This is a genomic window from Thioreductor micantisoli, assembly GCF_055392745.1.
The window spans coordinates 814,569-839,778 of the sequence record NZ_AP043760.1 but is presented as its reverse complement, the minus strand read 5'-3'; the positions used below and the strand labels follow the sequence as shown (position 1 = coordinate 839,778).

Sequence of the window (25,210 nt, the reverse complement as noted above, 5' to 3'; positions counted from 1 at the left end):
TTTTATTTTTCTTTTAAATTCTTCAAAGAATCATAAGCTTCATTTATCTCTTTTAATCGTTGCCCTGCATATGTCAGCATATCTTTTGGTAAATTTTTACTTGCTAATTTATCATAATGATATTGCTTTACTAACTCTCTATAATTATGTCTTATAGTATCCCAATTATCAGTAGGTTTAGAATTTAAAATTTCATAATAACTATTTGTTGCTTTCATTTCAAATTTCATAGCCTCTTTTATCTCTTTTAAAATCTCATTTTCGCCATCAATTCCAGATAATTCAGTTAAAACTTTTAAAACATAAGCTTTAGCCGATTCATCTAAATCTTTTAATTTATTAGCAATTTCTTTAATATTATCTTTTCTATCTTTTTCACGATTAAAGATTTCTTCATAAACATCAATTACATCAGTCGTTTTGTGTGTTAATCTTGCAAGTTCCAAATATCTCTGGGAAATATATTTTGCTTCATTTTTACTAACAATTCCATTATCTTTTGCAACTTTTGCCATAAGAGAAACTATTACACCATCTAAATCATCCACCACTTCATAATAGTTATAATGAACTTTTTCTTGTTCAGGTTCTTCATAATTAAAATTACTATTTTGCTTTTGTCCATTATCCATATATGCTTCTTTATGCTTATTTGGTGCACCACAATGAATACAAAATTCATCATCACATTTGATGTTTTTACCACAATTTTCACATTTACATCCAAATTTATTTATATTTTCATATACTTTATATGCAATAAATAGTGCTACAATTAATAAAATTAAATTCATCATTTTTTATCCTTTTTAAAATGTAAAATATATTCTTTATTTCCTTCTTTTCCTAAAACTGAGCTTTCTTCTTCTCTCATTAATTCCCAACCTAAAATCTTACATTGAAGCTTAAAATTTTCTAACGCACCAAAAATAGCTCTTTCATCTATTACTACACCTTTTTTATCTCTTTTTGCTAATCTTCCAACTTCAAATTGAGGTTTAAAAAGCAAAATTATATCATTCTTTGCAAGCGCGTTAATTTTATCTATAATTTTTAGAAGTGATATAAAACTCACATCACTTACTATAACATCAAACTTTTGGGAATATTGAAATTCTCTTATATCAGTTTTTTCATAAACTTCACTTTTTTCATTATTTCTAATTTTACTATGTAATTGATTTTTACCAACATCTACACAAACAACTTTTTTAACTCCATTTGAGAGTAAAACTTCGCTAAATCCACCAGTGCTACTTCCTATGTCAAGTGCCAATTTATCTTGAATATTTATATCATATTTATCAATATAATTTTTTAGTTTCCACGCTGCACGACTAACAAAACTTTCTCCTAAAATTTCAATTTTATCATTTTCATTTACTTTATAAGATGACTTTTTAACTAAATTTCCATTAATTCTAACTTTTTCATTTTTAATAGCCTCATCCGCTTTATTCCTACTTTCAAAAAAGCCTTTTTCCATTAAATATTTATCTAATCTCACTTTAATAAATCCTTTAAACTTTCTTTTATATTTTTACCATTTAATATATGATAAACTTCATCTGCTATAGGAGTATAAATACTAAATTTTTTACTTAATTTATAAATCGCATCACTAGTCCAAACACCTTCTGCAACTTCACCTAATTCTTCTAAAATAGTATTTAAATTTTTACCAACTGCCAGTCCAAGCCCTACTCTATAATTTCTTGATAACACACTATTAGCAGTTAAAAAAAGATCTCCACTTCCAGCAAGTCCTAAAATAGTCTCTTTTTCTCCACCAAAAACTGCGCTAAATCTATCCATTTCAACAAGCCCTCTTGCTAAAAGAGATGCTTTTGCATTATTTCCTAAATTAAGACCTTCACAAATTCCACTAGCAATAGCTATTACATTTTTATATGCACCTGCAATTTCCACTCCCATTACATCTTTACTGATATAAGTTTTTATAAAATTTGGGAAAAATTCACTAAACTCTTTTGCTAAACTTATATTATAACTTGCAATTACAAGTGCGGTTGGTTTATATTCCATTACTTCTTTTGCAAAACTCGGGCCTCCAATATATGCTAAATTATCTTTATCTACACACTCTTCATAAATTTCATTTATAAATTTAAAATTTTCTTTATCAATTCCTTTTGAAGCTACTAATATTTTTTTATTTTTTAAATCTATTTTTTTCAAAAATTCTTTTAAACTTTGGGTAGCAATAGAAATAACTATATATTCACTTGTTAATGCTTCATCTAAACTTACAAATCCATCAATATCTCTTTTTGTCCTTGAAGTTATTTCTACTTTATTATTTATTTTAAAAGCACTAAATAGTGCTTCACCCCATTTACCTGCTCCAATTACTGAGAGTGCCATTTCGTAGATACCTCCATTTCATTTTTTATTCTTTCTAACTCAGAAGAAGGGCCAATAACTACTAATATATCACCTCCATCGAGTTTATGATCATAATTACCTAAAAATTGTAATCTATTACTTTTTTCTTTATTTATAATTCCAACTATTACTAAATTATACTCTTGTTCTAGTTCTATTTCACTAAGTTTCTTTCCATCTAAAAATGAATTATCAATAATATCGATCTGAGAAAAATATAAATCTGTATCTTCAAATACAATAGAATTAATTATATCAATTGTTACAGGTTTTTTTAATATCACATCTATTCTTTTAGCTATTATATCATAAGGAGAAATTATTTTATTTACTCCAGCAAGTCTATATCTATGGACATACTCTTTATCTTCTGATTTTGCAATAATTTTAATATTTTTATTTAAATTTCGAATACTTAAACTTAAAAATAGATTTCTTGCTTCATTTTCTAAAACACATATAGCTATTTCAGTATCTTTTATACCAATTTCAATTAATTCTTCATCTAATATATCGTTAGATAATAATTCTACATTTAAATATCCATCATTCCCAGCATCTTTTTTTTCTTCTTCATTAAACACAACAATAGTAAAATCTTTTCTTTCGAGTTCATGAGCTACAGCTTTACCATTTTTCCCATATCCAAAAAGTATCTCTTTTTTCATGATAGTTTCTCTACATAATTATATTTAAAATATTTTATACTTCTATCATCACCTATTACCAACAAAACATCTCCTTTTTCAAGCAAAACATCAGAGTCAGGATTGAAATAAAAATATTTATCTTTTACATCAATCGTATGATGATGATTTTTACTTTTATTTGTTTTAACTACGCCAATTAAAACTAATTTATGTTTTTTTAATTCTATTTCACCAATAAATTTATTTTCTAAAAAAGAATTTTCTAAAACTTCAATTTCATCAACACCTGTTTTTGAATTATTCTCAAAAATTGTAGTAATAACTTTAAATGAGACAGGATTACCTATGTACTCTTTAACAAATAAAGACAATGCTTTTGTTGGATTTAAAACTATATTCGCACCTGCTTTTTGAATTTTTTCTCTATTTCTTTCATCATTTGCAATAGATATCATTTTTGTTCTAGGTGCATATGAATGAAGAGATAAAGTTAAAAATGTATTTATAATATCATCATTTGTTAAAACCATTATATATTTTACATGTTTAAAGTCAAATATTTCTAAAATCTTTTTTTGTGTAACATCTGCTTTTAAAGCTAAAAACCCTCTATCACTTGCTTCTAATATTTTTTTTTCATCAAGATCAACTATAATAAACCTTTCTTTATTTTTTTTAAAATTCCCGGCAACTAATTCTGTGATTTTAGAATATCCACAAATTAAATAAAATTCTTTTAATTTATGGGCTTCTGTTTCAATTCTATTTAGCTTCATTTCCCTTAATTTTTCACTAAAAGCAGATGCTATAATCGAAGTAGTAAAAGAGATAAAACCAATACCAGATAAAATTAAAAACATAGTTAATATACGCCCTTGGTATGTAATAGGAGTAATATCACCATAACCAACAGTAGCAATTGTTACTAAACTCCAATAAAGAGCATCAAAAAAATTATGGATATTTGGATTTTTACCATATTCGAAAACATAAATAACAGCCCCACCAATAAAAACAATAAAAGCAACTAACGTAAGTAGTGTTAAAATTTCAAATTTTTTTGTAGTTACAATTGAAAGAAAACTATTTACACTTTGTGTATATCTTAATACTTTAAAAAGTCTAAAAAGCATAAAAATTCTAAAAATTCTAAAAGCCCTAAATGCCGGTAATATAGCCAACAAATCAATAATAGCAAATGGAGTTGTAATATATTCAAATTTTTTCTTTACAAGTTTAAAAAGTATTTTTTTTGTATTAAATTTCCTATTAAGAAATGTAGATTCTTCAAGTTCATTTAAAATAATTTTACGATTATCATTATAAACCCAAACTCTCAGTAAATATTCAACAATAAAAATAGTAGTTACAACATAAATATCATAAATATAAAGAAGTTCTCCTAAACTATTTTTTACATCATAAAGCAAAACAAAAACACTACTTAAGACCATAAAAATCATAAAAGTATCAAAAACTTTTTTATATTTATAAGAATCATTTTCTAAAAGATTATAAAAAAACTTTTTAGTTTTTTTATATCTTTCGTTTGTATTTAAATATCTAGCTAAAAAAATTAGAAATTTTGCAATCAAGAAAGTTTCTCTTTTAAAATCTTATTTACACTTGCTGGATTCGCGCTACCTTTTGTAGCTTTCATGACTTGTCCAACAAAAAATCCAAATAGTTTATCTTTTCCTGATTTATATTCTTCTACTTTATCGCCGTTTTTAGTTAAAATCTCATCAATAACAGCAATTAAAGCACCTTCATCATTCATTTGTTTAATTCCAAGTTTTTCAATTGCGTCGTCAACTTCTATAACTTTTTCCATAAGTAAATCAAGTAAATCTTTTGCACCTCTTCCATTAATTGTACCATCTTCAACTCTTGATATAACTTTTCCTAAAGTTTTGGCACTAATTGGAGATTTTGTAATATCAAAAATTCCAGTTTTTTTAAGTCTTCCTAATAATTCAGTAGTTAAATAATTTACTGCATTTTTACCGCTAACTTTACATTTAACAACTTCTTCATAAAAATTAGCCATCTCCAATTCACTTGTTAATACTAATGCATCATACTCTTTTATTCCATAATCTTTTATAAATCTTTCTTTTTTTTCATCTGGAAGTTCTGGAATTGGGGCGGCCATACTTTCATCATCAATTTCAAGAGGTAATAAATCTGGATCTGGAAAATATCTATAATCAGCACTATCTTCTTTACCTCTCATAGATTTAGTAATACCATTATTTACATCAAAAAGTCTTGTTTCTAGATAAACTTCATCTTCATAAGTTTCATCTTCATAAGCTTCAATTTGTCTTTCAACTTCATATTCAATTGCCTTTGCAATATGTCTAAATGAGTTTAAGTTTTTGATTTCTACTCTTGTTCCAAACTCTTTTTGACCTTTTGGTCTAACTGAAACATTTGCGTCACATCTAAAACTCCCTTCTTGCATATTTGCATCACTAATTCCGATATATCTAACAATTGCGTGAAGTTTCTTAAGATAAAGAATAGCTTCTTCGCTACTTCTCATATCTGGTTCACTAACTATTTCCAAAAGTGGAGTACTTGCTCTATTTAAATCAACTTTAGAAATAGGACCATCATGCATATTCTTTCCTGCATCCATTTCCAAATGTGCTCTCGTAACACCAATAGTTTTTTTAGTTCCATCTTCAAAATCAATTACCAACTCACCTTTTCCTACAATTGGAACTTCAAATTGAGAAATTTGATAACCTGTTGGTAAATCTGGATAAAAATAGTTTTTTCTTGCAAAAATAGATTTTCTATTAATTACTGCTCCTATAGCTTTACCAAACATAACTGCTTTTTTCATAGCTTCTCTATTCATAACTGGTAATGCTCCAGGAAGTGCTAAACATACTGGACAAGTATGAATATTAGCATCATCACCAAAACTTGTTGGACATGAACAAAATAATTTACTTTTTGTATTTAATTGAACATGAACTTCTAAACCTATAACTGTTTCATAATATTTACTCAAAATATTCTCCTTTATTTTATATTTCTAATTATATCAAATTCTCAATTCTCTATTTTCCATTATCAATTATTTTCACTCAATTACAAATCTAAATCCATTTTTATATAAAGCTTTTTTTATTTCTTCTTGATGTTCTGCTCCTCTAGTTTCAAGTGCTACAGATACATTTGCATCACCAAAAGATAAATTAATATCAGTTCTATCATAACCAACTTGAACAATATTTGCTTTTACATCTTTTAAAATCTCTGTTAATTTCATTAAACTTCCAGGCTTGTCTATTAAAGTTACAATTAATTTCATTTTTCTATTAGATTTAATTAAACCTTTTTCAATAATAATATTTACCATTGTAACATCAATATTACCACCACTTACTACTACTCCGATTTTTTTAGGAGAATTAAATTTAAGTTTATGATGCATAAGTGCTGCTATTCCAACTGCCCCAGCACCTTCTACTACAATTTTTTGTTTTTCCATTAAATATAGAATTGCAGTTGCTATTTCTTCATCATTAACAGTTACAATATCATCTACTATATCTTTTATTATTTCAAAAGTCATTGGATTAGAATCTCTAACGGCAATTCCATCTGCTATTGTTTTTACACTTGTAGAATCCTGTATAATTCCACTTTTGTAAGAATTATACATTGCAGGTGCTCCACTTGAAACTACTCCAATAATTTTAATTTTTGGATTTATTGCTTTTGCAGCAGTAGCTATTCCACTAATCAAACCACCACCACCGATTGGAACTATAATAACTTCCAAATCTGGTTGTTCTTCTAACATTTCAAGTGCAATTGTTCCTTGTCCTGCCATAACTTTATAATCAGCAAATGGATGAATAAAAGTAAGACTTTTTTCATCTGATAATTTTACCGCCTCTGCATACGCTTCATCATAATTATTTCCCGCTAATACAACTTCTCCACCATGACTTTTAACTCCACTCACTTTTGTCATGGGAGTTGCTTCTGGCATAACAATAGTTGAAGGAATATCAAAATAACTAGCACTATATGCGACCCCTTGTGCATGATTTCCAGCACTTGCAGCGATTACACCTTTTGATTTTTCTTCCTCACTTAAAGTTGCTATTTTATTAAAAGCACCTCTAAGTTTAAAAGAACCTGTGTGTTGAAGATTTTCTTTTTTTAGATAAATTTCATTACCTATCATTTGAGATAAAACTGGAGCATAAGCAAAAGGAGTTTTTGTAACAACCTTATTTATATTTTTTTGTGCCTTTTTTATTGATTCTAAATTAAGCATTTTGACACCTTTTATCTTCTACCATAGAACATCTGTTTTGAACAGCTTCAAGCCCACCATCTTCAGCTATTTTTATAGCTTCATCATTTATAACACTCTCTTGCATCCAAAAATATTTTGCTTTAATGTTTGCAGCTTTTTTAGCAATAGGAGGGGTATCCTCAGCTTTTCTAAAAACAACTACCATATCCACTTTCTCAGGTATCTCATCTAAACTTCTATAAACTTTTTCTCCTAAAATAGTTTCTTCTCTTGGATACACAGGAATGATTTTTACTCCCTTATCTTGAAAATATTTTGCAACTATATTGCTATCTCTATGAGGTTTTGGTGAAAGCCCTACTACAGCCATTATTTTTGTATCTTCTAACATTTTACATAATTTTTCGTTTTTTTGACCTGCACTTGGTAATTCACAACTTGCCATAATTTTCTCCTTTTATTTAATTAATTCTTTTAACATATCTTTAATTGCTGGATAAATATCACTAATATTTGGTCCATGAGTTTTATTTGTCAAAAGCAATCTTAAAGGCATAAAAAGTTTTTTTCCTTTAAGGTTTGTATTTTTTGAAACTCTATTTTTAAACTCATTATAATCTTCTTCTAAATCACTGTTTAAAATTTCAGTTTTGATAAGTTTGATTTCTTCTTTCCATTCTTCATTTAAAGTTCTTTTTGTTAAAACATCATCAATTTTAGATTTTAATTCTTTCAAAGTAGATGCTTCTTCAAGATAAACTTTTGCTAAATTATTAAGTGATTTATGAATTTGAAGTAAAGAAGCTAAATCATCTATTTGTTTAAGATGTTCTCTATTTATAAATCTAAGTTTATCAATATCAAACCTAGCTGGCGCTTTTGAAAGTTTTTTCAAATCAAAAAATTCTATTGCTTCATCTAGTGTAAAAATTTCTTTGGGAGGTTTATTTCCAAGTAAAACTAAATAATTTGCAATTGCCTCTGGTAAAAATCCTTCTTCAAAAAGCCATAAAACACTTGATGCTTCATCTCTTTTACTCATTTTCTTACCTTCACTGTTTAAAATAATAGGAAGATGTGCATATTCTAATTTTTTATCATATCCAACTGCTTTTTGAATAGCTATTTGTTTTGGAGTATTACTTAAATGATCTTCTCCTCTGATGATTAAAGAAATATCATAAAGCATATCATCTATTGCACAAGCAAAATTATAAGTTGGAATTTTATTTTGTCTTAAAATTACAAAGCTATCTATATCAAAAGGTTCAAATTTTAAATGTCCTTTTGCATAATCATCAAATTCAATAGCTTCTTCTGGTTTTTTAAGTCTAACTACAAAAGGTTCATCTTCTCTCTCTAAAACTTCAATATCACTCAAAGTTTCACATTTACCAGAATATCTATAAGGTCTTTTTTCTGCGCTTGCTTTTATTCTCTCTTTTTCAATATCCTCAGCCGAACAAAAACAAACGAACGCTTTTTTATTTGTTAATAAATCCGTTGCAAATTTCCAATGAGTTTTGAAATTACTACTTTGATAAACAATTTGATCATATTTTATATTAAAAGCATTTAGAATATCTAAAATTGCTTGGTCTTTACCTTCGATATTTCTTTCATTATCTGTATCTTCAATTCTTATTAAAAGTTTTTCATTTCTTTGTTTAGCTACAATATAATTAAATAAAGCTACTCTTAAATTTCCTATATGCATATCACCTGTTGGACTTGGTGCAAATCTTAACATTTATTTCCTTTATTAAAAGTTTTTTGAAATTATACTCAATAATCATAAAATTGAGAATTATTAAAAAATATTAATTATCAATTATCAATTATCAATTATCAATTTTCAATTCTTTAACTCTCTTAGCCAAACTTTCTATATCAATCTTTAACATTTTTTCAATATCTTTAGTTTGACCATGTGGAATAAATCTATCTTCAATTTCGAAAGATATAATTCGTTTATCTATTTGAACTTCATTATAAAAAGCTTCCAAAGTTTCTCCAACCCCTCCTATTTTAGCACTATCACTAAATACAAAAATAGTTTTTGCTTTTATATTTTGAAGCAATTTTTCATCTAATGGTTTTATAAAACGCAGGTCAACTACTCCTGAATTAATTCCATCTTTTTCTAATAATTTACTAACTTGCCAAGCTCTACCAACTCCATTCCCATATCCTATTAACATAATATTATTACCTGTCTTTTAATAACTCACCTTTCCCATATTCAAAAGGCGAAGGCTCGGCTTCTACTTCATAAAAAGCCCCTCTTGGATAACGAAATGCTGTTGCATTATTAGTAAATTCTATTGCAAAATCCATAGCATATTCAAGTGTTTTGAAACATCGTGGAGCGAAAATTGTAATATTTGGAATAATTTTAAGATATCCTATATCAAAAAGTCCTTGATGAGTTTCTCCATCTTGTCCTACAAGCCCTGCTCTATCAATAGCAAAAATAACTGGATATTTATCTATACAAACATCATGAATAATTTGATCATACCCTCTTTGTAAAAATGTAGAATAAATCGCTACAAAAGGGCGAAATCCTTCTTTTGCTAGTGGAGCCATAGAAGTAACTGCATGTTGTTCTGCAATTGCTACATCCCAAAATCTATCAGGATATTTTTCCAAAAGTGGCTTCATTCCAGTTCCACTTGGCATAGCAGCAGTAACTCCTACTATTTTTTCATTTTCATCAGCTTTTTTAAGTAAATAGTTACTAAATACTTTTGTTGCATTTAAAGTCGAAGGTTTCAAAGGTTTGCATGTTTCTTTATCAAATGGACTTACACCATGCCAATGCTCAAAATGTCCTTCTGCTTGTCTGTAACCTTTTCCTTTAATTGTTTTTGCATGAACAACAACTGGTTTTTTTAACTTTTTTGCTATTTTTAATGTTTCAATTATTTCTTCTAAATTATGTCCATCAATTGGCCCAATATATTCAAGTCCCATTTCTTCAAAAAATATTCCATTTATTGCAAGCATTTCTTCAAATTTTTTAGCAGCATATTTAAAATCTTGTGGGAGTGTTTCTAAAAATCCTTTGAATTTGTCTTTAAAACCTTGATAAAATTTTCCAGCTTTCATCTTAGTTAAATATTTACTAATTGCACCTGTTGGTTTACCTATACTCATTTCATTATCATTCAAAATTATAACTACCGGATATTTTCTAAAGCCTAATTCATTCATAGCTTCGCAAGCCATTCCAGCACTCATACTTCCATCACCAATAAAAGCAACTGGGATTCTATCTTCATTTTTTAATTTTATGGCTTTTGCAGCTCCAACAGCAACTGAAATAGAAGTAGAAGAATGCCCTGCACTAATATAATCATATTTACTTTCATTTGGACGAGTATAACCACTAATTCCATCAATCTGACGAAGTCTATCAAATCTATCCCATCTATCAGTTAGCATTTTATGTGCATAAGCTTGATGAGAAACATCAAAAATAAAAGGGTCTTTCTGAACGTCAAAAACATAATGCATTCCTATAATTAAATCTACTGCTCCAAGTGTTGAGCTTAAATGACCTCCATTTGTTGATACTAAATCAATAATTTTTTCTCTTATTTCCTTTGCTAATTTTTCTAATTCTTGTATATTTTTATTTTTTATATTCAAATTCTAACCTTTTACAATATTTTCTTTTATTGTTTTAAATCTATCACCAATTTCAGCTTCAATATTACCAGTATCACTTAAAATAACAACTCCACCTGGACTTATAGCATTATCTGGCGTAATTTTTACTTTTTCAAGTTGTAAATTTTCTTTAACATATTCATAATCAATTGGATTTATTTTTATTTCTATTTTTGTGGCCTCTTTTATATCATTTATAAGCTCTTTAGTCAAATTTAGAGCTATCTCTTTTGAATATTTACTAAGCTCTTTAGCAATTACTTGTTCAGCTATATCCATAGCAACGCCTACAAGCTCTTTTTCTATATTTTCTGCTTTATTTTGATACTCCTCATAGACTTTTTCAACTTTAGATATTAATTCAATTAATTTACCTAGCCTTGCTTTAATTTCTTCTTCATTTTCATTTTTAGCTTTATTATAACCTTCGTTATATCCGTCTTTATATGATAATTTTTTTACCTCAGTTAATTGTTTTTGAAATTCTTGTTGTTGAGTTTCAAATTGTATTTGCATTTTTGCAAGCTGACTTGAAACTTCATCACTGTTTTTTAATAAATTTTCAATTAATTCGTTATTGTTACTATTATTTTCAGGAATATCTTTTATATCAATAGATTCAACTTTTACTGTCTCATCTTTTTTAGAATTTTTTTCTAAATTAAGAGGTTTTAACGCGTATGTTTCAACTTTATGTGTTCCTTCTTCTACATTTAAAATTTTTCCCATTATTCAATTACTTCCTCTTGGGCACCAATAGATACTTTACCTTCTTCTGCAAGTTGTTGAACTATTTCAATAACTTTTCTTTGAGATGCTTCTACATCTTTTACTTTTACAGGACCCAAAAATTGTAACTCTTCTACAAAGGCCTCAGAAGCTCTACTTGACATATTTTCTAAGAATTTTTGTTTAAGCTCTTCATTTGCTCCTTTAAGTGCAATCATTAATTCTTTTTTATCTGCAGCTTTTAAAATTTCAACTATTGCTGTTTTATCCAACTTAATAATATCATCAAAGGTAAACATCATTTCTTTAATTTGATTTGCTAATGTATCGTTTACTTGTTCAATATATGAAAGTGTACTTTTAGCTGATTTTTGTCCTAATCTATTAAATATTTCAGCAACAAATCTAGTTCCACCTACTTCAACTTTATAGCTTGTAAGTGATTCCAATTTACTTTCTAAAATAGCACTAACTCTTTTAATAATAGTAGGTGAAATATCTCCAAGATTAGCCATTCTGATAAGTACTTCCGCCCTTAAGTCATCAGTAAAATATCCCAATGTTTCAGCTGCGCTAGTAGGATCCATATGAGCCAAAATTAAAGCAATTGTTTGAGGATGTTCGTGTACAATAAAATCTGCAAGTTGTTCTGGCTTAACTTTTTCCAAAAATCCAAAATTTTGCTCACTTTGAAGTGATTTAGAAAGTCTATCCAATACTTTTTTAGCTTCTTCTGGTCCAAGAGCTTTATAAAGAATCTCTCTTGCATATTCCATACCACCAGTTGAAATATATTGATTTGATTGAAATATTACATAAAATTCTTCCAAAACAGCACTGGCAATTGCTTTATCTACAGCTCCTGCAGTAGCTATATACTTTGAAACTTCTGTAATACTTTCTACATCCAAATAAGTAAATATTTGTGCCGTTATATCTTCTCCTAATTGAATAAGTAAAATAGCTATTTTTTCTGCCATATTTAATTCATCTAAATATGCTTGTTGTTGTGGTGTTAATGCCATTTATTACCCCTTTTTATGCTCTTCTGATTCTTTAAGTAAAGACTTTAAAACATTTGAAATTTCTTCTGTCTTTTCTTCTGCCATATTTTTAATTCTTTCAAGTAAAACATCATATTTTAAATCTTCTTGATTAATATCATTATTAATACCTAATTGTTGTTCTACTTTATTTTTTAAGTCTTTTAATTTATCATAAGTATCTTCAACTTCTTCTTCTTCAAAATTAATTTCTTTTTTAGTGAATTTTTCTTCTTCTGGTTTAATTTCTAACATTTTTTCACTAAAAGGAGCAATAACTTTTTTATAAAAAATAAATAAGATTATTATTAAAAAAAGATATTTTAGAATAGGCCCAAATGGCCCTACATATTGGGAAATCATCATAGTAACCTTATTTACTGGAGTTAATGTCTGATGTGTAATAGAAGAAACATTAAATTGAAAATTACTTACACTTACATCATCTCCTCTTTTAGGATTAAATCCAATAGAACTTTTTACTAAATTTATAATTGAGCTCAAATTTTCTTGCGATAAAGGAATATAAGTAAGCTTTTCTTTTCCTTTTGTATCTTTTTTCATATCATATTTACCATCAACTACAACTGCTGCCGTAATTCTTTTTATTTTGACAAAATTTTCTGTTATATCTTTAATTGTCTTAGATATTTCATAGTTAGTAGTTGTTGTAGATTTATTATATTTATCTTTTAATTGTCCAGATTTAAGTCCTTGAACCGGTCCTATATTACTCACAGCTCCTGGAACCCCTCCAATTTGTTTTGGAGAATATCCTTCTCTTTTTTCTTCCATTGTTTGTTCACTTCTAACTACATTATCTGGAGAAAAAATTTCTGCTTTACTTTTAACTTTTGAGAAATCAAAATCAACATCTACTTTTGCAACGACCTTATTATATCCACCTACAATTGGTGCTAAAATATCTTTTATTTTATCTTCTAATGCTTTTTCATATCTTTTTTTATAAACAAGTTCAGCTTTTAGAAGGTCATTATTTGCAGTTAATGCATCATTTTCACCAAGCAAATCCCCATATTGATTTATAATTTTTACATTTTCTGGCTTAAGTCTAGGAATTGCAGCAGCTACTAAATTTTTAATTCCAATTACCTGTTTTGGACTTAAAACCATATTTGGTCTGAGTTCAATCATTACAGATGCTGTAACTGGAACTTTTTGTGACACAAAAAGTGATTCTTTAGGCTTTGCTATGTTTACTTTTGCACTTTTAATTGCATTAATTGACTCAATTGTAGAAGAAAGTTCTCCTTCTATTGCCCTTAAATATTTAATGTTTTGTTCAAAATCAGTAGCACCAAATTCTTGTTTATCAAATAAAGAAAATCCCACTTTACTATTTTTAGGTAATCCTAAAGCTGCAATTTGAAGTCTAACTTTTTGTACTTTATCCTTTCGAACTTCAATCACTCCATCTCTTGGTATTTTATAAGAAATATTATTTTTATCTAAATCTTGGACTATAAGTGCTGCATCACTCGGTTTAAGATTTTCGAACAAAACTCTATATCCATCATCCCCATTTGTTTTAGAAGATGAATTATAAACAATTAAAAATGATATTAATGCAACAACAAAAGCAATAGTAACTATAATAATTATTTTTTGTTGTTTATTTAATTTTTTTGTAAGTGCAATAATTTGTTTTATAAGCGCATTAATATCCATTTATTTCCTTATACCATTTCATTTAATATTTTAAATACTTTGTCGTTTTGCTTACTTGAGCCAATAGTTATTCTTATAGCATTCATTTTATATCCGGCCAAATTTCTAACTATTATACCCTTTTTCAGTAAGTCATCACTAAGTTTTGTAGAATTATCTACAAAAATGGTTATAAAATTTGTATAACTTTCAATATATTTTAATTTTTTTTCTTTACAAAACTTTTCATATCTTTTCATTTCAATAAAATTATTTTCTATACTATAATCTACAAACTTTTCATCACTAAGTGCAATAATAGCAGCTTTTAATGATAAAGTAGTAATATTAAACGGAGGCCTTAGTTTATATAAATTTGAAATTATATGCTCATTTGCAATCCCATACCCTACTCTCATACCGCCAAGACCATAAGCTTTACTGAAAGTTCCAGTATATAAAACATTTTTATATTTTAAAATATCTTTTGGTTCTATTTTTTTATTACTATCTTTAAATGCACCATATTCTTGATACGCCCCATCGATAATAATTAATATATTTTCATCAACTTCTTTTAGGAATTTTTCTATCTCCGTCCAATCTAAGCATTCTCCAACTGGATTATTTGGAAAACAAAGAAAAATAATATCTGGATTTTCATTCAATTTATCTCTAAATTCATCTAAATTATGAAAAATTGAATTAGTTCTTAAAATCTCAGCACCAACATGTTTAGCATAAATTTCATACATTGCAAAAGTTGTATTTGCCATCAAAACTTTTTTAGGTTCAACTGCATGAATTGCAAATTCTAAAACTTGGTCTGAACCTGCCCCAATTATAATATTTTTTTCATTAACATCAAATTTGTTCGAAAGTGCATCTTTTAATTCATACATTGAGTCATCTGGATATACACTCATTTGATTTACTATCTTTTCAACCTCTTTTTGAACTCTTTTACTACATCCATACGGATTTTCATTACTTGCAAGTTTGATTATATCTTTGGGCTCAATTCCATATTCTCTTACAACTAATTCAATTGGCTTACCTGCTTCATAAGTTGTAAGTTTTTCTAAATTTTCACTAAACATTTTTATTCTCCCTTTGCATAACTTCCAAGCCAAGTTATATTTTCTTTATCTATTATTTTTGCAACATTTTTATCGTCAATATGACCTTCAAAATCTATATAAAAAAGTGAATGGAAACTATCATCTTTTAGAGGCCTTGATTCTATTTTAGTTAAATTAATTCCAGCATCTTTAAACTTTTTTAATAATTCAAACAAAGCTCCACTTTTATGAGATGTTTTTGCAATAATTGAGGTTTTATCATTTCCACTCTTCCCAGTTTTATAATCACTTATAACAATAAATCTAGTTTTATTTGCTTCATTATCTTCTATTTTTGCGAATAAAAGTGGTAATTTATATAATTTCGCTGCAATATGCGAACAAATTGCTCCTGCTTCCTTATCTTCTTTGGCAAGTTTAGCAGCTTTTGCAGTTGATTCTGTAGGAATAAATTTAGCATTCATTAAAGAATATTCTTCCAAAAATGTTTTACATTGATTATAAGCTTGTGGGTGAGAATATATTTTTTTTATTTTTGTAATATCTTCTTCAAGAGATGCAAAAGAGTGATGAATATCCATAAAAATTTCATTTACAATTTTTACATCATATTTTCTTAAACTATCAAGTGTAATACTTACAATCCCTTCTGTATTGTTTTCAATTGGAATTACTCCATATTTACTCTCTTTAAAAGAAACACTTTTAAAGACTGCTTCAATATTTAAAACTGGCAAATATTTTCCAGTAGCGCCAAATCTACTCTCAGCTGCTTGATGAGTAAATGTTCCAATAGGCCCCAAAAAAGCAATTCTTTCAGTTCTTTCTAAATTTCTACTTGTAGAAAATACTTCTAGAAATATAGCTTCAATATCATCCCTTTTCAAAAGTCCATTTTGATGCATACTGAGTTTTGTAAGTCTATTAATAATTTCTTTTTCTCTTTCAGGTCTATAGATAGGAGCATTTGAAGAATTTTTATATTCCCCTACTTTTCTAACAACTTCCATTCTTTTATTTAAAAGTGTTAATAATTCTTCATCTATCCTATCAATTTCTTTTCTAAGTTCATTTAGCATTATTTGCCTTTATAAATAATCTTTCTCAAGTGCTATTAAATCTTCAAATGTTTCTCTTCTTCTAATAAGTTTATCTTCCCCATCAATTATAGCAACTTCTGCTGCACGTGGCCTTGTATTATAATTGCTACTCATTACAAATCCATAAGCACCTGCACTATGAATCACTACCAAATCATTTGAATTAGTTGCTGGAGCTTCTATGTTTTTCGCAAAAAAATCGCCACTTTCACAAACTGGACCAACTATATTAGCTCTACTTTTTTCCCTACTTTCACTTAATACTTCAATTCTATGATAAGCATTATAAAGACTTGGTCTAATTAAATCATTCATAGCAGCGTCAACAATTACAAATCTTTTATCTCCATTGATTTTTTCATATAAAACTTTTGTGAGAAGATATCCACCATTTCCTGTAAGATATCTACCTGGTTCCATACAAATCGTAACATCAAGTCCTTTTAAAGTTTCCAAAATAACTTGAGCATAATCATAAGGTTCTATTAAAGTTTCATTATTATAGCAAATTCCAAGCCCTCCTCCTATATCAAAAAATTTAATATCGATGTCAACTTTTTGAAGTTTTCTAACTAAATCAGATACAATCACGCTAGCTTCTTTAATTGGCTTAAGTTCCGTAAGTTGACTTCCTATATGAAAATGAATCCCAATAGGATCTAAATTTTCACTCTTTTTTGCTTGTAGATACATTTTTGTAGCAGTATCAATATCTACTCCAAATTTATTTTCATGAAGTCCTGTTGAGATATATGGATGCGTTTTAGGGTCAATATTTGGATTTACTCTTATTGAAATTCTTGCTATTTTATTTAATTTCTTAGCAATCTCTTCAACTCTTTTCATTTCAGTCATTGATTCAAGATTTATCATTAAAATATCAAGTTTTAATGCTTCTAAGATTTCATCATCTCTTTTTCCAACTCCTGAAAAAATAATTTTATATTTGGGAATTCCTGCAAACAACGCTCTTTTTACTTCTCCAATACTTACACAATCGGCACCACTTTCAAGAGATGCAAAGTGTTTTATTACAGAAAGATTAGAATTTGCTTTTACTGCAAAACTTATTAAACTTTTTCTAGCTTTAAAAGCCTCTTTTAATTTTTTATATTGTTTTGTAAAATAATTAAAATCATATATATATAAAGGTGTTGAATATTTCCCAGCTAAATATTTAAAATCCATAAACATTTCCTTTTTTTATATGGATTTTATCAAATTTTTTTAAAATAATAAATAGCTAAGAGCAAAAGTAATGAAAATGGAGTAAAAAAAAGTATATTTGGAGTTAAAATTCCATTCAATGCTATCTTTTTTGCCAATAAAAATAAACCCCATAATAATATAGAGCTCATCAAAGATATTAAAATATAAATTTTAATATTTGAAATTCTACTATGAATTGGAGCTTTAAAAAATAAAATAGTCATTAAAAGTAAAAAAGAAAGAGGAGGTATTATTGCATTATAAATATAAACTTTAATAAAATTTGTATTTATATCTTCTTTTTTTAAAAAATATAAAGTATCTATTGCTTCTTTTAATGTCATATTAGATTTAGTTTCTAACTTATTTAAAATAGTAGGTTTAAACCCTTTTAAAAAAGTTCCTTTTATATGTTTTGTAGTTATATAACTGTTTTTTATTTCTTTAGCAAAAATATTATTAGAATGCCATTCATTATTTTTAAAAGAGGCTTTTTTTACAAAAAATAATTTTTTAATTTTATCATTACTCATTTTAAAAAACTTAATACCATCTGCAGATTTTAAATAAATATCTATTTTTTTTATATAAATAATTTTATCTTTAAATTTAAAAAAAAGATTTTTATTTGTTTTATTTGAAAAATCACTTTGTTTGATATGCATTGCACTATTTGCAAAAAGAGAAAATTTAGTAAACTGAAATCCTATAAAAAATAGAGTTAAAAAAAAACTAAATATAAAAAATGGTTTATACAGTTTTTTTAAGGAATATCCCAATGATAATAGAGATATAAGTTCATTTTTCTTTACTAGCTCTATTATAGTAACAATCATTGCAAATAATAAACTAAGTGGATAAATCAATAATGTTGCATTTCCTCCTTGATAAAAAGCATACAAAAACTGAAGGTTGAAACTCTCTGGTAATTTATCTTTATTAAACATAAAATCTATAAATACAAAAAAAGAAACTAGACTAAGAATAATTACAAAAAAATTTTTAAAATATAAAATAATTAAAGTTCTAAAATAAATCAAATTAACCCTTTAGAGAGTATTTAGATGAGGTTTTCTCATCCCAATCAAATATAGCCTTCTGAACATTATCCAATGTTATATCTAATTTTTCTAATTCCTCTTCTTTAAATTTTCCTAAAACATAATCCACAACTTTTATTTCACCTTCAGGTCTTCCTATTCCAATTCTAATTCTATGATAATCATTTCCTATATATGAATCAATAGATTTAAGTCCATTATGACCGGCATTTCCGCCACCTTTTTTAAACCTAAGAGCTCCTAATTTTAAATCTAAATCATCATGAACAACAATAATATCATTATTATCAATTTTATAAAAATTTTTAACAGCAGCTACACTTTCACCTGAAAGATTCATATAAGTAGAAGGTTTTAAAAAAAGATAATTTCCATTTTTAAAAAGTTGACCTTTAAAAATTGATTTATTTATAGTTGTATAATTATTTAAATTTGGAAGAATTTTATCAATAGCCATAAACCCTATATTATGTCTTGTATTTTCATATTCCTTGCCTATATTACCAAGTCCAACTATAAGAGTCATTGAAAGCCTTTGCAGTTAAATTATAAATTTAATATTATTACACTTATAATTTAACTCCTAAAAAGGAGAAAGCTAAATTATTTAGCTTTAATTACACCAACTACTGGTACTGATGAGTTAATATAACATTCAACACCTTCTGGGAATTTAATATCTCTAATTAAAATATTATCTCCAACATCTAAATCATTTATATCAAGTTCAAAACCATTTGGAAGTTTTTCAGCAGTTGTTTTAACTTTAATTCTTCTTCTATGATAGATTAAAACACCTTTATTTTTAAGACCTTTTGGAGTTCCACTTACTTTAATAGGAACTTGGTAATAAGCTTTTACACCATCTTGAGCTAAAAGTAAATCCACATGAACAAGTCTACTTGTAACAGGGTCTTTTTGATATTCTTGAATTACTACTTTATAAGTATCATCTCCAACTTTTACATCAAATGCAAGTGTTTCTTTTGCTCTTACACTTTTGATAAATTCGTTTTCTTTAAAAGCTGCATTTATGTTTTCTTTATTTTTACCATAAATGTTAGCAATTAGATAACCATCCTTTCTTAAAGCTTTTGTAGCTTTTTTGCCAGTACTCTCTCTAATAATACCTTCTAACATTATTCAATCCTTTAAGTTTTTTGAAATAGAATTATATCATAAATTTCTATTTTTTCTACCTTCTTTAATTATTTATTATAATTTTAAGCCAATAATTTCTTCTTCTTTTTCATCTGAGCTCATATTTAATAGTTGAGCTTTTTTGATTTTAAGTGCTAAATCATCAGGTATTGAAGCATTTTTAATGGCTTCTTCTTTTGAAACTCGTCCACTTAATACTAATTCTACTAAGGCATCATCAAAAGTTTGAGTTCCATAAGCTTCATGACCTTCTTCAAGTGCATCTTTAATCTCAGCATCTCTATTTCCCTTAATTAATTCACTAATTCTTGATGTTCTAAGTAAAATTTCCATTGCTGCCATTCTTTGATTATCTACCGTTTTTATAAGTCTTTGAGAAATTACACCTTCTAAAATTTCAGCTAATGTAAGTCTAATTCTGTTTTGTTCTTGGGATGGAAACATACCTATAATTCTATTTATTGTTTCTTTTGCATCAAGAGTATGAAGTGTTGAAAAAACTAAATGACCAGTTTCAGCTGCATGTAAAGCAATTTCAATAGTTTCAATATCTCTCATTTCTCCAATTAATATAATATCTGGATCTTCTCTTAAAGCACTTTTTAATGCATTTGTAAAACTTAAAGTATCTTGGCCTATACTTCTTTGTTCAATTATACATTTATCTTCTTTATGAACAAATTCAATTGGATCTTCTATTGTAATAATATGTTTTGCATCTTTATGATTTATTTCATTTATCATCGCAGCCAAAGTTGTTGATTTTCCAGAACCTGTAACTCCAGTCACTAAAACAAGCCCCCTCTCTTTATTAACTAATTTATATAAAGATTGAGGCATTTGAAGTTCACTAAGAGTTGATATTTTTGCTGGAATTACCCTCAATACAACTGTTGGACCATCTAATTGAAAAAAAGCATTTCCTCTAAATCTATAATTTTCATCAAGTTTAAAAGTAAAATCTACTTCTTTTTTTTCTATAAATTCATCTGTTCTACCTCTGAGTAATGCTCTACAAATTTCCATTCCAGTAGCTCTAGTAATTGTAAAATTTGACAACTTATGAATATCACCTTTTATTCTTGCTGATATATAACCTCCTGATTTTACATATAAATCACTTCCTTCCATTTCAATCATTTTATACAGAAAGGCTTTTACTTGTTCAAGTAATTTAAGTTGTTCTTCATTCATTTTTATACCTTTAAAGTATTTAACATATTTTTAAAACTATTTTCAAAAGCTTTTAACCCTTCATTCATTAAAGTTTCATAAGTTTGTTGCATAGAAATATTCGCAGGAGTTAAGAAACTAAAAAAGGCATCTATATGTTTTGTTTGAAATTCAAATGCAGGACTTAATTCTTTATCTTTAATAAATTCAATTACATCAAGAGGCAAAGTTAAAACTGAATTATCTAAATTTAGTTGAGTCACATAATAATCAGGTTTTAAATACTTTTGTTTTACACCAGTTGAAGCAAAAAGAGTTTTTACATTTGCTAATTTTTTTTCATTTATTTGATTATAAATTTTAATAGCATTAAAAAATCCCACTCTATCTTTACTTAAATTAACTTTTTCTAATTTATCATTCAAAGCTCTATCAAATCTGCTTACAAAAACTGAAATAACCCCATCAGCACTTGCTGGAAGATTACTTAAAGCTTCAGCACATTTCATAGCTTGATTTGGAGAAAAAACAAGTGTAGCATTTATATTTATTCCTCTTTTAGATAAATCAGCCATAGCTTTATACCCCTCTTTGGTTGCTGGAACTTTTATCATAACATTATTTCTCTGGATTTCATCAACAAGTCTCAGAGCTTCATCTACTGTACCTCTATAATCATTTGCTAGTTTAGGATTAACTTCAATACTTGCAAAACCATCATCTTTTGTCTTATATTTATCTTCTAAAACATCACAGGCTTTTTGAATATCAGTTACGGCTAACTCTTCATATATTTTTTCTGGAGTTTTACCTTTTAATTTTACAATATCCTCTTTATAAGCATCACTTTTTGTAATCGCATTTGCAAAAATAGCTGGATTTGAAGTAATTCCATTTATCAAACCACTATTTACTAACTCTTTAAATTCATTATCTAAAAAATTTCTTTCTAAATAATCCACCCAAATACTTGCCATTTTAACCTCCTCCTACAAATTGTAGTATTTCTAACTTATCATTCTCTTTTGGAACAAATTTATCCCAATTGTCTTTTTTAACTATTTCCATATTTACAGCAACTGCCATAGCTTTATTACTAATCTCCAATTTTTCTAAAATTTCTAAAATAGTAATAGAAGAGTCAAATTTTCTCTCTTCTCCATTAATAATCAATTTCATATACTAATTTCCTTAATATCTGCAATATTGCTAAATGCTTTATAGATATTTCCTATTAAATTTATTCTATTTTGTTTTAATTTTTCATCATCTACATTTACCATTACATTATCAAAAAAGTTATCAATTTCTGGTTTTAAACTAAATAAAACATCCATTTTTTCTAAATAATCTAATTCAAGAGAATTTTTTTCTTTAAATGCTTGATATAATTCTTTTTCTGCATTTTCAACTAATAAACTTTCATCTACATCACCAATTTTTTCATCTTTTACAATATTTGCAACTCTTTTAAATGTAGTAAATACTTCAGAAAAATCATCAGAATTTACAATTTCATTTAAAGCTTTTATTTTTTTATCAATTTCAATCAAATCTGTATCACCACTTGCCAATACTGCTTTAATTACACTTGGATTTACATCTTTATAAAGTTGGAAAAGTCTTTCTAAAATAAATTCAATTACTAAATTTGTATTAAATTTTTCATAATTTCCTTTTATTTCTTCTATAAATTCTTTTAAATTTAGACTTAGATTATGTTCTTTTATCAAATTAATTATAGCAATTGCTGCACGTCTCAGACCAAATGGGTCTCTATTTCCTTTTGGTAAATTCCCGATGCTAAACAGACTCATTAAAGTATCAAATTTAACAGCGAGTGAAACAATTGCACTAAATTTATTAGTTGCACTGTTTGTATATTGCTCTTTTATAGCAATAGCTACTTTTTCATCTTTTCTAAATTTTAGAGCATAATAATACCCCATAATTCCTTGAAGTTCTGTAAATTCAAATACCATTTCGCTAAGTAAATCTGCTTTACTAAGCATTACGGCTCTATTGATTAATTCTTTATCTTCTTTAAATTTATCTGCTAAAATTTCAGCTATTTTTGCTTCTCTAAGTTCTTTATCATAAACAGTTCCAAGTTTATCCATATAAGTAATATTTTTAAGACCTTCAATATTAAATCCATTTTTTAAGTCATTTTCCCAGAAAAATAGTCCATCACTAAGTCTAGCTCGTAAAACTCTTTCATTCCCACTAACAACTTGACTATAATCATCTGTTTTAGAATTACTTACGACTATGAAATTATTAGTAAGTTTGTTATCTTTATAAACAGGAAAATATCTTTGATGTTCTTTCATTGAGGTAATAATCACTTCTGGTGGTAATTCTAAAAATTTCTCTTCAAAACTTCCAAGCAAAGGAGTTGGATATTCAGTAATAGTAACTACTTCTTCAAGTAACTCTTCATCAATCTCAACTTTAAGGTTGTTATTTTGCTCTATTTTTTTAATTTCATTTAAGATTTTTTTTCTTCTTTCATCTTGATATAAAACAACTCCATTTTTATCTAACTCGCAAAAATAAGTCCCTACAAAATCAATAAAAATTGGATCTTTGTAATTTCTATGACCAAATGTAAAATCAGCACTATTAACACCATAACTTGAAGTAAATAAAATTGGTTCATCTTTTAAAATAACATTTATCCATCTAATAGGTCGAATAAATTCTTTTGGATTAGCTCCCCATCTCATAGTTTTACCAAAATTTAATGAGTCTAAAAATTCATCTACCATTTTAGGAAGTAAATTTTTTGAAACTTTACCTTTTATCTCTTTTTTAATATATAAAAATTCTTGATTACCTTTTGTTTTGTAAGTAACTTCATCAAGGCTAATATCATTTTTTTTAGCAAAACCCTCAACTGCTTTTGGATTCTTCCCAGCTATTGCTTTAGGTGCTCCCCAAACTTCTTTTATTTTATCTTGTTGTTTTGTTGGAAATTCTCTATGCCATAAAACTAATCTTCTTGGTGTGTAATAAAAATTAAACTCACATTCAAGTGAATTTTGTTCTAAAATATTATTCCACTTTTTTTCAATATTTGGAAGTTCTTTTAAAAAAGGAATAGCAGGTAATTCTTCTACCCCTATTTCAATAAGTAATGGTTTTAACATAAATAAATCCTTAAAGTTTTTAAGTAATTATATCAAAATTCATCTAAATAAAAATATTAATTTAGGCACACTTCTAAAACACTCAACAATAAAACAAATTTTTTAACACTACAAAAAACTAAAAAGTGTCAACGCAAGCGCCCTTTGGGTTTAAGCACACTTTTTTTAACGCTTTTTTTCGTTAAAATTTGTAGTTGTTTCGTTTATTTAGTCAGTGCCTTATTTTAAATGGTAGTATCTCTAAAAAAAGTTTAGCAAAAATCTACTAATAATCCAGCTTTTAATTGATTATATTTTTCAATTCCTACAAATTTTTTAACAATTTCAAGCCCAAAACAAATAGCAGTCGCTGGACCTTTTGAAGTCAAAACATTTTTATCTTCAACTACTTTTTTATCGCTTACATATCCTTCTTTTCTTATATTATCTTCCCATCCTGGATATGCAGTATATTTATCTTTTAAAACTCCTGCTTCTTTTAAAGCAATCGGACCAGCACAAATAGCACCTACATATTTCCCTTTGCTATCCATTTCTTGAAGAAGAGATTTTACTTCTTCGCTTTTTGCTAAATTAGTCGCACCTGGTAAACCTCCTGGTAAAACAAACAAATCAAGCTCGTCTGCACTTACTTTATCAATAGTCGTATCGGTTTGGATTTTTAAATTATGTGCAGAAGTTATCAAACTTCCATTAACTCCAGCCACGATAACTTCAATACCGCCTCTTCTCATTACATCAATTAATGTAACTGCTTCAATATCTTCAAAACCCTCTGCTAAAGGTACACATACTTTTACCATTTTGTTTCCT

Annotated in this window: 23 protein-coding genes and 1 pseudogene; all 24 read right to left on the bottom strand. The window is 27.1% G+C overall.

What is annotated here, in order from left to right:
- Positions 1-2 precede the first annotated feature (2 nt).
- Positions 3-797, bottom strand: coding sequence for a DnaJ domain-containing protein (locus tag ACZ5OA_RS04370; RefSeq protein ID WP_464906661.1), 795 nt, complete (start codon positions 795-797; stop codon positions 3-5).
- A complete protein-coding gene (gene tlyA / locus ACZ5OA_RS04365; protein WP_464906660.1) occupies positions 794-1,507 on the bottom strand; it encodes a 23S rRNA (cytidine-2'-O)-methyltransferase TlyA in 714 nt (237 codons plus the stop codon). The genes ACZ5OA_RS04370 and tlyA overlap by 4 nt, the downstream gene beginning before the upstream one ends.
- On the bottom strand, positions 1,504-2,385 hold the full coding sequence (locus tag ACZ5OA_RS04360) for an NAD(P)H-dependent glycerol-3-phosphate dehydrogenase (protein ID WP_464906659.1): 882 nt from the start codon (positions 2,383-2,385) through the stop codon (positions 1,504-1,506). Before ACZ5OA_RS04360 ends, tlyA begins: the two co-directional genes overlap by 4 nt.
- The gene (locus ACZ5OA_RS04355) at positions 2,370-3,074 is read right to left on the bottom strand and encodes a potassium channel family protein (protein WP_464906658.1); all 705 of its coding nucleotides are present in this window, start codon (positions 3,072-3,074) and stop codon (positions 2,370-2,372) included. Before ACZ5OA_RS04355 ends, ACZ5OA_RS04360 begins: the two co-directional genes overlap by 16 nt.
- Positions 3,071-4,651 carry an NAD-binding protein gene (locus tag ACZ5OA_RS04350; protein WP_464906657.1) on the bottom strand — a complete coding sequence of 527 codons (1,581 nt, stop codon included), beginning with the start codon at positions 4,649-4,651 and terminating at the stop codon, positions 3,071-3,073. The genes ACZ5OA_RS04355 and ACZ5OA_RS04350 overlap by 4 nt, the downstream gene beginning before the upstream one ends.
- Positions 4,648-6,081: an Asp-tRNA(Asn)/Glu-tRNA(Gln) amidotransferase subunit GatB gene (gene gatB, locus ACZ5OA_RS04345; protein WP_464906656.1), complete on the bottom strand. Its 1,434-nt coding sequence runs from the start codon at positions 6,079-6,081 to the stop codon at positions 4,648-4,650. The genes ACZ5OA_RS04350 and gatB overlap by 4 nt, the downstream gene beginning before the upstream one ends.
- Before the next feature lie 72 nt (positions 6,082-6,153).
- Positions 6,154-7,362: a threonine ammonia-lyase gene (gene ilvA / locus ACZ5OA_RS04340; RefSeq protein ID WP_464906655.1), complete on the bottom strand. Its 1,209-nt coding sequence runs from the start codon at positions 7,360-7,362 to the stop codon at positions 6,154-6,156.
- Positions 7,355-7,789, bottom strand: a complete 435-nt coding sequence (locus tag ACZ5OA_RS04335) for a CoA-binding protein (protein ID WP_464906654.1) — start codon at positions 7,787-7,789, stop codon at positions 7,355-7,357. Before ACZ5OA_RS04335 ends, ilvA begins: the two co-directional genes overlap by 8 nt.
- A 12-nt stretch (positions 7,790-7,801) precedes the next feature.
- On the bottom strand, positions 7,802-9,094 hold the full coding sequence (gene gltX / locus ACZ5OA_RS04330) for a glutamate--tRNA ligase (protein WP_464908300.1): 1,293 nt from the start codon (positions 9,092-9,094) through the stop codon (positions 7,802-7,804).
- Between the two features lie 91 nt (positions 9,095-9,185).
- A pseudogene (gene dxs, locus ACZ5OA_RS04325) lies at positions 9,186-10,998 on the bottom strand (1-deoxy-D-xylulose-5-phosphate synthase).
- Positions 10,999-11,001: 3 nt separating this feature from the next.
- A complete protein-coding gene (gene fliH / locus ACZ5OA_RS04320) occupies positions 11,002-11,748 on the bottom strand; it encodes a flagellar assembly protein FliH (protein WP_464908299.1) in 747 nt (248 codons plus the stop codon).
- Entirely contained in the window at positions 11,748-12,773 is a 1,026-nt protein-coding gene (gene fliG, locus ACZ5OA_RS04315) for a flagellar motor switch protein FliG (protein WP_464908298.1), read from the bottom strand. Before fliG ends, fliH begins: the two co-directional genes overlap by 1 nt.
- 3 nt (positions 12,774-12,776) lie before the next feature.
- Entirely contained in the window at positions 12,777-14,480 is a 1,704-nt protein-coding gene (gene fliF / locus ACZ5OA_RS04310; protein ID WP_464908297.1) for a flagellar basal-body MS-ring/collar protein FliF, read from the bottom strand.
- A gap of 8 nt (positions 14,481-14,488) precedes the next feature.
- Positions 14,489-15,559 carry a histidinol-phosphate transaminase gene (gene hisC, locus ACZ5OA_RS04305; protein WP_464908296.1) on the bottom strand — a complete coding sequence of 357 codons (1,071 nt, stop codon included), beginning with the start codon at positions 15,557-15,559 and terminating at the stop codon, positions 14,489-14,491.
- 2 nt (positions 15,560-15,561) lie between these two features.
- Positions 15,562-16,620: a prephenate dehydratase gene (pheA, locus tag ACZ5OA_RS04300; RefSeq protein WP_464908295.1), complete on the bottom strand. Its 1,059-nt coding sequence runs from the start codon at positions 16,618-16,620 to the stop codon at positions 15,562-15,564.
- Positions 16,621-16,629: 9 nt separating this feature from the next.
- Positions 16,630-17,835, bottom strand: a complete 1,206-nt coding sequence (gene lysA / locus ACZ5OA_RS04295; RefSeq protein ID WP_464908294.1) for a diaminopimelate decarboxylase — start codon at positions 17,833-17,835, stop codon at positions 16,630-16,632.
- A 23-nt stretch (positions 17,836-17,858) separates the two neighbouring features.
- A complete protein-coding gene (locus ACZ5OA_RS04290; RefSeq protein ID WP_464908293.1) occupies positions 17,859-18,890 on the bottom strand; it encodes an LptF/LptG family permease in 1,032 nt (343 codons plus the stop codon).
- A 1-nt stretch (position 18,891) separates the two neighbouring features.
- Positions 18,892-19,437 carry an aminoacyl-tRNA hydrolase gene (gene pth / locus ACZ5OA_RS04285; protein WP_464908292.1) on the bottom strand — a complete coding sequence of 182 codons (546 nt, stop codon included), beginning with the start codon at positions 19,435-19,437 and terminating at the stop codon, positions 18,892-18,894.
- 77 nt (positions 19,438-19,514) lie between these two features.
- Entirely contained in the window at positions 19,515-20,051 is a 537-nt protein-coding gene (locus ACZ5OA_RS04280; protein ID WP_464908291.1) for a 50S ribosomal protein L25/general stress protein Ctc, read from the bottom strand.
- 75 nt (positions 20,052-20,126) lie between these two features.
- Positions 20,127-21,266 (bottom strand): type IV pilus twitching motility protein PilT, encoded by a 1,140-nt coding sequence (locus tag ACZ5OA_RS04275; protein WP_464908290.1) that lies wholly within the window; start codon positions 21,264-21,266, stop codon positions 20,127-20,129.
- 2 nt (positions 21,267-21,268) lie between these two features.
- Entirely contained in the window at positions 21,269-22,222 is a 954-nt protein-coding gene (locus ACZ5OA_RS04270) for a transaldolase (protein WP_464908289.1), read from the bottom strand.
- Position 22,223: 1 nt separating this feature from the next.
- Entirely contained in the window at positions 22,224-22,424 is a 201-nt protein-coding gene (gene thiS / locus ACZ5OA_RS04265) for a sulfur carrier protein ThiS (protein WP_464908288.1), read from the bottom strand.
- Positions 22,421-24,397 (bottom strand): glycine--tRNA ligase subunit beta, encoded by a 1,977-nt coding sequence (gene glyS, locus ACZ5OA_RS04260; RefSeq protein ID WP_464908287.1) that lies wholly within the window; start codon positions 24,395-24,397, stop codon positions 22,421-22,423. The genes thiS and glyS overlap by 4 nt, the downstream gene beginning before the upstream one ends.
- Before the next feature lie 251 nt (positions 24,398-24,648).
- Positions 24,649-25,200: a DJ-1 family glyoxalase III gene (locus ACZ5OA_RS04255; protein WP_464908286.1), complete on the bottom strand. Its 552-nt coding sequence runs from the start codon at positions 25,198-25,200 to the stop codon at positions 24,649-24,651.
- Positions 25,201-25,210 lie beyond the last annotated feature (10 nt).